A 13227-nucleotide genomic window follows, 5' to 3' on the forward strand; every position below is an offset into this window, starting at 1 on the left:
TTATACATTCCCGATTCTAACGCCGATAGGTGTGCTAAAGGAAATCTTTTTCACACGACGCAAAAGAAATCCCGCATTCGAAGCTGTACTGCTCGCCCGCATCCAGGCGAATAAGGTTTTTACCGGAGCGTAGAGCGTCCGGCGGGCACGTCATCGGCTCGACGGCTAGGGCTCGGCCCACGCCGGGGTAGCCCTCGCGGCGAGCCGGGTCGGCAGTGAACACCTGGAACCACTCAAAGCCCTCCCCCGCCCATAGGCGCACGCCCTCGCCGTCCGGGTTGATCAGGCGTGCGTCGGCATAACCGTCGGCAGCGTCAGAAGCCTTAATTGCCGAGCCAAGGCAGCCGAACGACCTATGGCCCTCCGGCATCGGGCCGAAGCAGTGGTCCAGCCACACCCCGGCCATCCGCTGGCCGGTTTCCAGATCCGGGAGCACCCAGCAAGCCGGAATCTCCGGGCCGGCGGGCAGGTTACGCACCGAGTCCAGCGGCAGGTTGGCATCGGCGGAAAGGTGTAGCACACAATCGTCCAGCGGAGCTCCCAGGGCGCTCAGGTATGGGTGCCACCCCAGTCCGAAGGGGCAGGAAGCATCGCCCGTGTTGCGGACGGCGAAGGTGGCGCGCAGCCCCTCATTCGCGTCAAGAGCCCACGTCACCCGCATGTACAGCGGCCACGGCCACCCCTGGCGCAGGCCAGTAGACAGCTCCAGGGCCACGAAGTCCTCGCCCTGGTCGGCGACGTGCCAGGCCATCTGACCCACGAATCCGTGGATCGCCGTAGCACGGGCCGGCTCCGTAATGTCCAACCGGTGCAGCACGCCGTCGTGGGCGAAGACCCCGTCGGCGGTGCGGTTCGGCCACGGCGCCAGGACGATGCCGGAGGACAATGGCGGGTAGGCACCCTCTGGGTAGGAAACCACCAGGGGCTTGCCGGAGTATTCCAGACTGCGCAGTCCACCGCCGAAGGTGGAGATGCTGGCGCGATACTCCCCCGCGGAGAGCTCCACGAAGGGGTGAGAGTGGCGCTTCAGGGTGTCTAGTTCGTCGCTCATTGTTCTACTCACCTGAGTTTTCGGGGGCTGCGCTGCCCTCACCGCCGTTGGCGCCTGCGCTGCCCTCATCCAGCCCCTTGAAGCCGGTGCCCAGCGGCACGCCCACGTTGTCGATCAGGCGCGTGGTCCCCACGCGCGCCGCCACCAGCAGACGCGCCTCGCCGTCCTCCGGGCAGTCGGAAAGGTCCGTACCGCGCAGCTCAAGATAGTCGACGTCCACGCCGGAGGCGGCGTCCAGAATAGATCCGGCGGTCTGCAGAACCGCCGCAGGGCCCTGCTCGGCGACGAAGGCACCGGCGGTCAGGGCGGCGGACAGGGTGAGGGCGAGCTCGCGCTCCTCCTCGGACAGGTAAACGTTGCGGGAGGACTTCGCCAGGCCGTCGGCCTCGCGCACGATCGGCACACCGTGGACCTGCACCTCCATGTTCAAGTCCGTAACCATCTGCTGGATCAGCAACAGCTGCTGGTAATCCTTTTCGCCGAAGAAGGCATGGTCGCAATGAGTGATGGTGAAAAGCTTGTTCACGACCGTCAGTACGCCCGCGAAGTGGGTCGGGCGGTGGGCGCCTTCCAGGATGCGGCCGGCCTCGCCCGGGTGGATCGTCGTGCGCGGACCGTTGGGGTACATCTCGCGCGGGCTGGGGGCGAAGACGGCGTCCACGCCCGCGGCCTTCAGCTTTTCCACGTCCGCATCCAGAGTGCGCGGGTAGGCATCCAGATCCTCGCCTTCCGCGAACTGCAGAGGGTTCACGAAGATACTGACCACGACCAGCGCGCCCGGGATCTGCTGCGCGGCCTGCACCAGCGACAGGTGACCTTCGTGCAGCGCGCCCATCGTGGGCACCAGCACCACGGGACGACCCGCTTTACGCATCGCGCGGGTCAGCTGCCCGATCGCCTTGATTTCGGTGAAAACCTCTGCCTGGCCAGGTGTGAACGTCATGGTTCTTACTCTAGATCTAGCAGCCTTTCGACCTCAATAGCCCCTGCCTTTAGCGCGGTGCGGCGGGCCATCGCCGTGTAGGCGGCATCGCTGGACTGGCCGTGGCCGGTGGCTTCTTCGGCCGAGTCTCCTAGCTCCCGCAGCGCGGCCAGGTGGCGCATCACTGCGGCCGCATCGTCCCGAGCAACGGGTCCGGTGAGCCCATCCATACGCTTGTCCAGCGCATTATCCACCGCGGCGTGGGCGATGCGGCGCAACAGCAGGGCACTGTCGGGGCTCTCCCCCGGCGCGTCGACCACGCGGTCAAGGATCTCCTGCGCATCTGTCAGCAAAGTCACCAGGTGGTTCGCCGCATGCGCCATGGCTGCGTGATAGGCCGCCCGGTGATGTTCCGGGATGGCCACGGGCACTCCGCCCAGGCTGGCCACCAGCGTCTGCGCCACCACGTCACCGGCCTCGGAATCGCTGGTCACGCCCCATGCGCATCCATCCAGCCGTTCGCTGTCTGCCGGCGTTCCTGTGAAGGTCATCGCTGGGTGCAGCGCCAGTGGTAGCGCGCCGGTATCGGTAATCGGCTGCAGAATATCGCAGCCGAACGCACCGGATACGTGCGCGACGATCTGCCCATCGCGCGTGTGCTGCGCCACCTTCTCGATCACATCGGGCAGCTTCGGATCCGGCACCGCCAGCACAACCAGCGCGGCCTGTGCGGTGCTGCTCAGGCTGGTCTGTGGGATGTTCGGGATTCTTTTTGACGCCAACTTTTCCGAACGTGCCGAATGCACGTACACGCCATGTACGTGATGGCCGGCGCGTCCGAAGGCCTCTGCAAGGGCCACCCCCACTGCCCCGGCAGAGATAATGCCGACGGACAGGCGCGGTTGTTGGATATCCATCCCCATTATGCGTAGGTGTCTCTGGGTAGTCGCTTTGAAAGAGCTCTTTAGGAAGGGGGTTACTTCTGGAAACGCTTCATCAGCTCGGCGACGGTGAGGCCGTCTTCCTTTTCATCGGCGCGACGGCGACCGTGGGGCGCCTCCGGCTCCCCGGCCTGCGGATCCTGACCCGCTGCCTGGGAAGCCGGGTTGGCGGTGTGGGTGCGGCCGGAGCGCACAGCCTCGGCGCTGGGCATCTGCGCGCGGCGCTTCTGGGCGGGGGCAGGCTGGGGGCTCTGTGACTCGGTGTTCTTGGCCGCTGCTCCATTGGTTCCAGCGTGCTTGGCGTCTGCATGCTTAGCCTCATTCATGGCCGTGGTATCCACAACCAGCGGCAGCTGGGAGGTTTCCTCGGAATCCTGGCCACCCCACTTCACCGCAGCGAAAGTGCCGGTGTTGAACTTCGGCTTGTTGCGGTGCTGCCCCTGGCGCGACTGTGCCTGCTGAGCCTGCTGTGCCTGTTGAGCCTGCTGTGCCTGTTGAGCCTGCTGGGCGCGCTGAGCCTGCTGTGCCTGCTGAGCCTGCTGCGCGCGAGCGTTCTGCCCGGCGCGCGCTGCCTCCTGAGTGCGCACACCCTGCTGGCTACCGTGACCACTGCCCTGCCCCAACTCGTGCACGCGCTCGGCGGTTGCGCGCACGGCGCGCTGCTCGCCTTCGTCGAAGCTCTGGCCGGTCAGCGCCGCCAGCTGCTGGCGCATGTGCGCCAACTCCGCACGTAGCTCGTCCAGGTGCTTATCGCGCTGATCCTGCGCCTGCTTCGCCTCGGCAGCGTACTTCGCCTTTGCATCCGCCTCGCGCTTGTCCAGCTGTGCGCGCTCGTGCTCCAGTTGGGACTGGTAGTAGCTCTCCTGGTTCTCCGCCTGCTCGCGTGCGAGCTTCAGCGCACCCGAGTAACGCAGAACCAGCACTACGCCGAAGAACGCCGCCCACAGTGCAGCGATCACCGCGACCTTCAGCCAGCCATCGGAATCCATGAAAAGCATCAGCACGCTAGCCAAAAGAGCCAGCACCACCAGGCCAAACATCAGGAAGCGGGAGAACCCGGAGGGTTCGTTCGCAGCAACCGGCGAGCCGTTAAAGTCCGCCCCCTGGCCTTCGTATCGATCCTCATAACCCTGGGCATCCATGTCCTGATGCCCATCGAAAGGCTGCGACTGCGGCTGGTGAGACTGCTGTGGCTTAGGAGACTGCTGGAAGCTCATGATCAACACACTACCCAACGTCAAGGCCATTAGCTGTGAATGGCGCATCCGGCGGTGGCGCTTCGCAACTGCGCTCCAGCCAGATTCCCGCCACCACGGCGGCCAAAGACCCTAAAACGCCAGAGATCACGCCCGGCAGATCAGCCTCTGCGGCCATAAGGCGCCCCGCGTTCGGCACGATGTACAACCCCGCCCCGGCGAACAGCCCGAGGAACACCGCACCAGCCCACGCAGTGGCCTGCCCCAACGCCAGCCACTGGGTTACCGTCGTCGGCTGAATCTGCGAGCGATCCATCCCCACCCCGTTGTCGCCAATCCGCTTGCGAATCACCCATCCGGCTGCCGCGCACACGATGGCGAACAGCCACAGCAGGACCGAACCGGTGGTCTTGATCGGGGGCATGCTGCCGTAGAAACTCAGCACACTCACCCACCCGATGAGGGCGCACACAACCGCTGCCGCAGCGATCGCCGAAATCTTCGTGCGCTTCAGCGGGCTCATTGGTTGCCTTCCTATCCTTCGTCCCTATCCTTCGCCAGCCGGGACGATGGCTTTCCGCTCCGCCGGATCGACCTCGTCCAGCCATTCCATGATGCCTCGTCCGCCCAAGGTACACCAGGGTTCGCGAGCCAACTGCAGGTCGCTCAGGGGCACCAACACAAATGCCCGCTCGTGAGCGTAGGGGTGCGGAATGACCAGCTCAAACCCCCACTTGCCCTGGGATTGGAGGGGCTGGGACTGGGCGTCAAAACCAAAAAGAATATCGACATCGACCGTCCGCGGGCCCCACCGGACCTCGCGCACCCGACCAGCCACGGCCTCGGCAAATTGGCAGTGGTGCAGCAGCGCCAGTGGGTCCAGCGACGTGCGCACAGCCACGACGGAATTGCGGAACTCCTGCTGCTCGACCCCACCCCACGGCGGGGTCGCGAAGATCCGCGACTTCTCCACGATCTCGATAGCCGGGTGCATGGCCAGCAGCTCGTAGGCGCGCTCGATCTGCGCGGTGGGGCTGCCGACGTCGCCCGGCATGTTCGATCCAATCCCGAGGAATACGGTGATCATCGCTTGGACCTCCTAGCCACCACGCGCACGTCGGCGAACGGGTGGGCGATCGGCGCTTCCGGCTTGTGCACTGTCACCTCGACGGCGTAGACCCCGCCGAGCTCTGCGATCTCGTCGGCGATGCGAGAGGCCAGCGTTTCGATCAGGTCGTGGCTCTGTGGCTGGCTCTGCTGGCCATGCGCACCCTGCGTGCCCTGTGCACCCTTGCCTTCGACGGCGTTGACCGCAATGTCGGCCAACTGCACGTAGTTAATCGTGTCTTCCAGCGCATCGGAATCGGCGGCGGCCCGGAAATCCGTCCACACCACCATGTCTACGATGAACTTCTGGCCTGCGTCTTTCTCCTGCGAAAACACGCCGTGGTGGCCGAATGCCTCCACGCCGATGAGCTCGATGCGGTCAGCCACGTCGTGCCCTCCAATGCTCGTCGATGTCGGGGCCGCGTCCGGTGGCCATTGCGTATGCCACGTCGACGGCAGCCCGTGTCGGAGCTACCTTATGCACCCGCACCGCCCAGGCGCCAACTGCCGCTGCCAGCGCGGAGGTAGCGGCCGTCGCATCGTCCGCCGATTCCGGGGTTCCGGGCTGGCCGTCGCTGGCCGGACGCAGCGCAGTCAGAAAGCGTTTGCGCGACGTGCCGATCAGCACCGGATACCCCATCTGCACCAGCCGTTCGGTCGCGCCAAGCAGCTGCCAGTTTTCCTGCGGGGTCTTCGCAAAACCGATGCCGGGGTCTAGGTAGATCTGTTTCTTCTGGACGCCTACCGCCTCCGCCGCCTCGATCCGCTGCTCTAGCCAGCGGATGACGTGGCCGACGATATCCTCACCGTGGTCGTGGTAGCCCTCGGCACCGGCGAACTCAGCGGCTTTTCCCTTGTTCCAATGCATGAGGATGATCGGCAGTCCGGATTCCGCAGCCAGCGGGAGCATGTCGGGGTCTGCCAGACCGCCGGAGACGTCGTTGAGATAAGTGACGCCCGCTTTCCACGCGGCCCGCGCCGTCGAAGCCCGCATCGTGTCGATGCTGGTGGCGATTCCCCGACGGGATAGCTCCTCGATGACTGGGGTGACGCGGGCGGCTTCAACGGCCGGATCCACGCGGGTCGCACCCGGGCGGGTGGATTCTCCGCCGACGTCGATGATGTCCGCACCGTCGGCGATCATGGCCTCCGCGTGGGCCAGCGCGGCTTCGGTGCTGGGGTAGGCTCCGCCGTCAGAGAAGGAATCCTCGGTGACGTTGAGGATGCCCATGACCAGCGTCCGCTGTGGCCCGGTGAGCTGTGCGTCCGTCACGGCCGGATCAGCGCCATCGCTTCTGCGCGAGAGGCCGAGTTCTTCTGGAAGCCACCGCGTACCGCTGAAGTCACCGTGTTGGCGCCGGGCTTGCGAATGCCGCGCATGGCCATGCACAGGTGCTCGGCTTCCAACACGACAATCACGGCAGAGGGATCCAGCTTCTCCACCAGCGCGTCGGCGACCTGGGAGGTCAGGCGCTCTTGAACCTGCGGACGCTTCGCCAGCCCGTCGATCAGTCGCGCCAGCTTGGACAGACCGGTGACCTTGCCGGACTCGCCTGGGATGTAGCCGATGTGCGCTTTGCCGAAGAAGGGCACCAGGTGGTGCTCGCACATGGAGTAGAAGGTGATGTCGCGGACGAGCACCAGCTCCCGGTGATCCTCGCTAAACGTCTTGTTCAGCACTTCGGTGGGGTCTTCGTACAGCCCGGAACAGGTTTCGCGGTAGGCGCGCGCTACGCGAGCCGGAGTTTCCTTCAGCCCCTCGCGGTCGGGATCCTCCCCGATGGCGAGAAGCAGTTCACGAATGGCCGCCTCTGCCCGCTCCTGGTCGAAGGAACCGGAGTCGAGCGGCTGCTGTGGGGTGTTCACTAAAAGTCTTCCTGCCTGTGCTGGCCGCCCGACTCGTTGTCGCTACGACCGCTCTTGTCTTGCTTCCAGTCTTGCTGCCAGTCCTTCTCCCAGGGGAAGGACTGTTTCGGCATCTCGCCGCGCTCGTAGCGGACCGGTGCTTGCTCTTGCGGAGCCTGCTGGCCCTGCTGATCCTGCTGGCCCTGCTGGCCCTGCTGGCCCTGCTGGCCCTGCGCCTGCTGCTTGGCCTGCTGGTAATCCGGCTTCTCATGATCGGGCAGCTGGAAGCCACGCTCCTCCTCCGGAGGCACCGGGTGACCCGGCTGTGCCTGCGGATCCGGCTGGCTGTGTCGACCAGTCTGCGGGAACTGCTGCTGTCCCTGCTGCAGGCGCTCGGCCTGGCGCTGTTCGTTCTGCGCCTTGCGCTTTTCCATACGTGCACGACGAGCGGCGGAGAAGAAGTTGGTCCTCTCCGGTGGCTCCTCGCCGCGCTCGCGGGCCAGCTCCACGGGAGTCTTCACAGGCTCGCGGTGATCGCACGGGCGATCCAGATCCTGCATCGGGAAGATATCCGATACCTCGCGGGTCTCGATGCCCTCGAAGATGGCCTCCAGATCCGGGCGCCGCAGAGTCTCCTTCTCCAGCAGCTTCGAGGCCAGGGTGTCCAGGTAATCGCGGTTCTCGCGCAATACCTCGTACGCCACCTGCTGGGCCTTGTTCATCAGCATGCGCACCTGATCATCGATCTGGTTCGCAACGTTTTGGGAAGGCTGGTTTCCGCCCTGGCCACCTCGGCCGACGAACGGGTCACCTTCGTCTTGGCCGTACTTCACGGCGCCCACGACGGGGCTCATGCCGTACTCCACCACCATCGCGCGCGCGATGTTCGTGGCCATCTCGATGTCAGCCGAAGCACCCGTGGTCGGGTTGCCGAACACCAGCTCCTCGGCGGCACGGCCACCCATGGCGAACACCAGTCGGGCGAACAGCTCGGAGCGGTTGTACATGCCCTTGTCGTCCTCGGGCGCGGTCATGGCGTGGCCGCCGGTGCGGCCGCGCGCCAGGATCGTCACCTTGTACACACGGTCGATGTCCTTCATCGCCCAGGCAGCCAGCGTGTGGCCACCCTCGTGGTAGGCGGTGACCTTCTTTTCGTGCTCCGAGATGATCTTCGAGCTGCGGCGCGGGCCACCCACTACGCGGTCGGTGGCCTCCTCCAGCGCGTCGGCGGTAATCACGTTGCCTTCCACGCGGGCGGTCAGCAGTGCGGCCTCGTTCAGTACGTTCTCCAGGTCCGCACCGGACATGCCCGCGGTGCGCTTGGCCAGTGACTTCAGGTCCACATCCTTGGCCAGTGGCTTGTTCTTGGCGTGTACGTTCAGGATCTGCTCGCGGCCTGCCAGATCCGGGTTAGTCACCGGGATCTGACGGTCGAAACGACCCGGGCGCAGCAGCGCCGGATCCAGAATGTCCGGGCGGTTGGTGGCGGCCATGAGGATCACACCGTCACGGTCGCCGAAACCATCCATCTCCACCAACAACTGGTTCAGGGTCTGCTCGCGCTCGTCGTGGCCGCCGCCCATGCCGGCGCCACGCTGGCGGCCGACCGCGTCAATCTCGTCCACGAAGATGATGCACGGCGAGTTCTCCTTCGCCTGCTTGAACAGGTCGCGCACACGGGAGGCACCCACGCCGACGAACATCTCCACGAAGTCGGAACCGGAGATCGTGAAGAACGGCACTCCGGCCTCGCCCGCCACGGCGCGGGCCAGCAGAGTCTTACCGGTACCGGGCGGACCGTACAGCAGCACGCCACGCGGAATTTTCGCACCCAGGGCCTCGTAGCGGGTGGGGTCGGTCAGGAAGTCGCGGATCTCATCCAGCTCCTCCACTGCCTCATCCGCACCGGCGACATCGTCGAAGGTGGTGTCCGGATTGTCCTTGTTCAGCTGCTTGGCGGTGGACTTGCCAAAGCCGAAGGCGCCCATGCCACTGCCACCCTGCATGCGGGACAACATGAACATCAGCAGGCCGAAGATCAGCAGCATCGGCAGCAGCATCACCAGCAGGCTGCCCAGGAAGCTATCCTCGGTGACCTTTGTGTTGAACTTCTCCGCCTCGGACTTCTTCACCGCGTCGAAGATCTCGGGTGCCGCCCGGCCGGGGTACTTCGCGATGACCTGCTCGATGTCCTTCTTGCCATCGACCTCGATCGAGCGCTTCAGCTTCAGCTGCACTTGTTGCTCACGATCGTTGATCTGAGCTTCCTTGACGTTCTTGTCATCCAGCTGCTTCATGGCTACCGAGGTCTCGACCTCGTCGTAGCCGCGGGCGTCATCAGTTAAAACACCGAACGCATAGATCGCGATGAGGATCACGGCGACAATACCCGCGATCCTCAGTACCTTCTTCTTGTCCATATTTCCTAGAGTGTTGTTGGTCTCAAATGCCGAGCGGCTCGTGCCTATGGGCTCGTACCTATGGGCAGAGGCTTGTGGGCTGGGTTTTTACTGGTAGACGCTCGGGTGCAGGGTGCCGACGTAGGGCAGGTCGCGGTAGCGCTCCGCAAAGTCCAAACCATAGCCGACGACGAACTCGTTGGGAATATCGAAACCAACGTCGGCCAGGTCGATCTGCACCTTCTGTGCGTCGGGCTTGCGCAGCAGCGTGACGACGGACAGCGACTTCGGGTTGCGGTTGCGCAAGTTCTTCAGCAGCCAGGACAGGGTCAGGCCAGAGTCGATGATGTCCTCGACAATCACAACGTTGCGCCCCTCGATGTCGCGGTCCAGGTCCTTCAGGATGCGCACCACACCGGAAGAGCTGGTGGAGTTGCCGTAGGAGCTCACTGCCATGAACTCGAGTTGCGTAGGAATGTCCAGCGCTCGCGCGAAGTCGGTGATGAAGAACACCGCACCCTTCAACACGCAGATCAGGATGAGGTCGTCCTCTTCGTCACGGAAACGATCGGCGGTCGCCTGCGCCAGCTCCTTAATACGGGCGTGCAGGGTTTCCTCGTCGATGAGGACACTTTCCAAGTCGTCGCCGTAGGGGTTTTCCGGGACATTGAAGTTCTTTTCGCTGTGCATCATCGACCTCGTCTCGTCGTGTTGTTTCGCTGTGGTTTCCGTCGGTTTTCTCCGCCGTTTATGCCTGCCTGGCATTCTAGCGCGCAGCTACTACCTGGGGACAGTCGCTAGCTGCAGATACCCGTCGCGGCGCTGCACCACTAGTCGATGCGTGCGCCGCAGGTCGGTGTTCGCCTGGGCGGTTACCTCGCCAATTGTAGGCGAGCCCTGCGGCCAGGGTACCGCCGCACCTCCCTGTCCTTTCCATGCCACGACCAGCGCGTCTATGGCGTGCAGGTGCGCGCTGGTGAGCGGTCCGGTGCGTTCGGCCAGCCATTGCTTAACGATTCTGCGCCGTAGTGCCGCTGGTTGTTGTTGAAGTTCGGCGCATTTTAATGACGCCCCCTGCTCCGCCACAGCCAGCCCCCGTGCCGCGAGCTCGTCCAGTAGCTCGACATCTTCCCGCAGCATCCGCGCGGTGCGCGCCATGTTAGAGCCGATATGTACCCCGAGTTGATCCTGCAGATATGGCAGCACCTGGGTGCGAATGCGGCTGCGCAGGTAAGCATCGCTGGAATTGTGCGGGTCCTCCCACCAGGAAAGCCCCGCGTTGAGGCATTCCGCTTCCGTATCCGCCCGCGTGCAGCGCAGTAGTGGCCGACCGAGCCAGGCCGCCCCCGCAGCCACGGCGACGTGGTCGGTGTGTACACCGCGCATCCCGGCGATGGCCTCCGCGCCGGATCCGCGGGTCAGCCCAATAAGCAGCCCTTCGGCATCGTCGTCCGCAGTATGGGCGACCAACAGAGGCCGCCCGGCGGCAGCCTTGCCCAGGGCGCGGTAGCGAGCTTCACGCGCCGGGCCTTCGCCCGCCCCTGCGACCTCAACGGTGCGGATTTCTGCTGTCGCCCCCAGCGAGCGTGCGGTGGCCGCAGCTTCCGCCGCCACCTGCACCGAGCCCGCCTGCAGCTGGTGGTCAACCACCACTGCGTGCACGGGTACTCCGCAGCGCAGCAGCCCATGGACGAGCGCCAATGAGTCCGCGCCGCCGGATAGCCCCACTACTGCCCCGGCGCGTACCTGCCCCGCCCGGGTCGCGCCTGCCCGTGCTGCGCCCACCCGTGCTGTGTCCGCTTCGCTGTTATCCAGTGCCTGCAGCCAGGCTCGGATCTGCGACTGCACACTCATTGGCTGCTACTCGGTTGGGTTGCTACTCTGCTCGGCTACTACTTTGCGGAGCGCACCGCATCGGCCAGCCGATCCAGCGCCGGGCGGGCGGCGTCCGGCGAAGAGTCGTTGGACAGGAAGGCGAAAGTGAGGGAACGCCCGGAGGAGGTCATGACGGTGCCCGCCAGAGCATTAACCCCAGACAGGGTGCCCGTCTTGGCGCGCACCCAGCCCGCAGATTCTTCCGCCCCCGAACCGGCGCCGTAGCGCTCCGCTAGGGTTCCCTCCACGCTGGAGACCGGCAGCATGTCCAGCAAAGGCCGCAGCTGCTCATTGGCCAGCAGGGCATCCAGTTCGTGGGCGGTCAGGCGGTTCTTGTCGCTCATACCTGAGTTGTCGAAAAGCACCGCGTCCTCGGTATCGATGCCGTGTTCCTTCAGCACGTCCAGAGTCGCCTTCGTGGCGCCCTCAAAAGTCTGTGGTGCGCCTTTCGCCTTAGCAATCTCCCGGCCAACGGCCTCGGCCAGCATGTTGTCGCTGTGCACCAGCATGTCGCGCAGGCGAACCTTCAGCGGTGCAGACTCGACCTGTGCAATGGGGCTTTGGTTGCTGAGATCTGGCGTCATTTCCGAAGAAACAGCGACCTCCGCATCAGCGCCGAGCGCATCGGCTAGGGCGCGCCCCACATCCTCGCCCGGGGTGTGGGAGCGGGCAGAATAGGACTCCCCAGGGTTGAGCCGGCCGGAGTCCAACATCACCGCATCGAGGTTTGCGACGTTGCCGCCATCGATATCCGCGCGATCCCACGACTTGTTGAAAAGGTCTTCGGAACGAATGGAGTTGTCCACGACAATCTTGTTGACGGACTGGCCCCCCAGCTCCTTCTTTACGTCCTCGGCCAGCGTGGCGATCGAGGCAGCGTCGTGAAAGAAGCCATTGCCGTCGCGGGAAAGAGTGACATCGCCATCGCTGCGCAGATACAGCGTGCCGGGGTCGGAAGGATCCTGCAGGACCTCGGTCTTCCACGTAGCGTCACCGTCTAGCGCCAGCAGCGCGGCAGCAGCAGTAACCAGCTTGGTGGCAGAAGCCGGGGTAAGTTTCCGGTTCTCGTCCTTGGTCCACAGCACCTCGCCGGTCTTCGCGTCGGTGACAGAGGCAGACAGCATGCCGAGCGCCGGATCCGCAGCGGCGCGGCGCACCGCGGCCTCAACATCGGGCACGTCCCCCTCAGGCGCGTGCATCACCGGGGCGGGCTGCGCGAGCTGGTCAGCGGCCTGCACCTCGTAGCGGCCATTCATCGCCCACACCAAGGCAGCCCCCACCACGGCGGCGACCACGACCACGAAGGCCAGGATGCTCCACAGCCACACTTTCAGGGACTTCTGCTTACTCACTTGCTTCACCCTAGCCGAAAAACGGCGCTCGGTTAGAATGGTGCGCATGAGTAAAAACATCGAAGTAACCATTGAAATCCCGAAGGGCTCCCGCAACAAGTACGAGGTAGACCACGAGTCCGGCAAGGTCTACCTGGACCGCTACCTGTTCACCCCGATGGCTTACCCGGCCGACTACGGCTTCATCGACCACACCCTGGGCGAGGACGGCGACCCGTTGGACGCCCTGGTGATTCTGCCGGAGCCAGTATTCCCCGGCGTGATCGTCAAGGCTCGCCCGGTTGGTGTGTTCAAGATGACCGACGAGGCCGGCGGCGACGACAAGCTGCTGTGCGTACTGGATGACGTTCGCTTCGAACAGTTCCAGGACATCGAGGACATCGACCAGTTCACCAAGAACGAGATCGAGCACTTCTTCGTCCACTACAAGGACCTGGAGCCGGGCAAGGAAGTTAACGGCTCCGGTTGGGGCAACAAGGCAGAGGCCGAGCGCATCCTGCAGGAAGCCATCGACCGCTACCAGGGCTAGTTAAAGGGCT

General features: G+C 64.7%; 14 protein-coding genes. 1 reads left to right on the plus strand and 13 read right to left on the minus strand.

Annotation, left to right across the window (positions count from 1 at the left end; all coding sequences use genetic code 11):
• Positions 1-34: 34 nt before the first annotated feature.
• The 13 genes from L8U58_RS05085 to dacB all read right to left on the minus strand — a co-directional run bounded on the left by L8U58_RS05085 (position 35) and on the right by dacB (position 12688).
• Positions 35-1051, minus strand: a complete 1017-nt coding sequence (locus L8U58_RS05085; RefSeq protein WP_269954833.1) for an aldose 1-epimerase family protein — start codon at positions 1049-1051, stop codon at positions 35-37.
• 4 nt (positions 1052-1055) lie between these two features.
• Positions 1056-1994 carry a pantoate--beta-alanine ligase gene (panC, locus tag L8U58_RS05090; RefSeq protein WP_034992460.1) on the minus strand — a complete coding sequence of 313 codons (939 nt, stop codon included), beginning with the start codon at positions 1992-1994 and terminating at the stop codon, positions 1056-1058.
• Positions 1995-1999: 5 nt separating this feature from the next.
• Positions 2000-2896, minus strand: coding sequence for a Rossmann-like and DUF2520 domain-containing protein (locus L8U58_RS05095; RefSeq protein ID WP_034974907.1), 897 nt, complete (start codon positions 2894-2896; stop codon positions 2000-2002).
• Between the two features lie 53 nt (positions 2897-2949).
• A complete protein-coding gene (locus tag L8U58_RS05100; protein ID WP_269954834.1) occupies positions 2950-4131 on the minus strand; it encodes a DUF6779 domain-containing protein in 1182 nt (393 codons plus the stop codon).
• Between the two features lie 10 nt (positions 4132-4141).
• Positions 4142-4633 (minus strand): DUF3180 domain-containing protein, encoded by a 492-nt coding sequence (locus L8U58_RS05105; RefSeq protein ID WP_269954835.1) that lies wholly within the window; start codon positions 4631-4633, stop codon positions 4142-4144.
• 24 nt (positions 4634-4657) lie between these two features.
• Positions 4658-5197, minus strand: a complete 540-nt coding sequence (folK, locus tag L8U58_RS05110) for a 2-amino-4-hydroxy-6-hydroxymethyldihydropteridine diphosphokinase (protein WP_034969137.1) — start codon at positions 5195-5197, stop codon at positions 4658-4660.
• Complete coding sequence (locus L8U58_RS05115) at positions 5194-5604, minus strand: dihydroneopterin aldolase (RefSeq protein WP_035002682.1); 411 nt, start codon at positions 5602-5604, stop codon at positions 5194-5196. Before L8U58_RS05115 ends, folK begins: the two co-directional genes overlap by 4 nt.
• The gene (folP, locus tag L8U58_RS05120; RefSeq protein WP_051892211.1) at positions 5597-6448 is read right to left on the minus strand and encodes a dihydropteroate synthase; all 852 of its coding nucleotides are present in this window, start codon (positions 6446-6448) and stop codon (positions 5597-5599) included. Before folP ends, L8U58_RS05115 begins: the two co-directional genes overlap by 8 nt.
• Positions 6449-6486: 38 nt before the next feature.
• Positions 6487-7083, minus strand: coding sequence for a GTP cyclohydrolase I FolE (folE, locus tag L8U58_RS05125; protein WP_034981775.1), 597 nt, complete (start codon positions 7081-7083; stop codon positions 6487-6489).
• A complete protein-coding gene (gene ftsH, locus L8U58_RS05130) occupies positions 7083-9482 on the minus strand; it encodes an ATP-dependent zinc metalloprotease FtsH (protein ID WP_269954836.1) in 2400 nt (799 codons plus the stop codon). The genes folE and ftsH overlap by 1 nt, the downstream gene beginning before the upstream one ends.
• An 87-nt stretch (positions 9483-9569) precedes the next feature.
• Positions 9570-10151, minus strand: coding sequence for a hypoxanthine phosphoribosyltransferase (gene hpt, locus L8U58_RS05135; protein ID WP_034969460.1), 582 nt, complete (start codon positions 10149-10151; stop codon positions 9570-9572).
• 90 nt (positions 10152-10241) lie between these two features.
• Positions 10242-11315, minus strand: coding sequence for a tRNA lysidine(34) synthetase TilS (gene tilS, locus L8U58_RS05140; RefSeq protein WP_269954837.1), 1074 nt, complete (start codon positions 11313-11315; stop codon positions 10242-10244).
• Between the two features lie 38 nt (positions 11316-11353).
• Positions 11354-12688 carry a D-alanyl-D-alanine carboxypeptidase/D-alanyl-D-alanine endopeptidase gene (dacB, locus tag L8U58_RS05145; protein ID WP_269954838.1) on the minus strand — a complete coding sequence of 445 codons (1335 nt, stop codon included), beginning with the start codon at positions 12686-12688 and terminating at the stop codon, positions 11354-11356.
• Positions 12689-12734: 46 nt separating this feature from the next.
• Here dacB and L8U58_RS05150 point away from each other — a divergent pair, with 46 nt between their 5' ends.
• Positions 12735-13217, plus strand: a complete 483-nt coding sequence (locus tag L8U58_RS05150; protein WP_034969150.1) for an inorganic diphosphatase — start codon at positions 12735-12737, stop codon at positions 13215-13217.
• Positions 13218-13227: the final 10 nt, after the last annotated feature.

Origin of the sequence: Corynebacterium macclintockiae (assembly GCF_027570165.1) — a bacterium.
Taxonomy (GTDB): Bacteria; Actinomycetota; Actinomycetes; order Mycobacteriales; family Mycobacteriaceae; genus Corynebacterium; species Corynebacterium macclintockiae.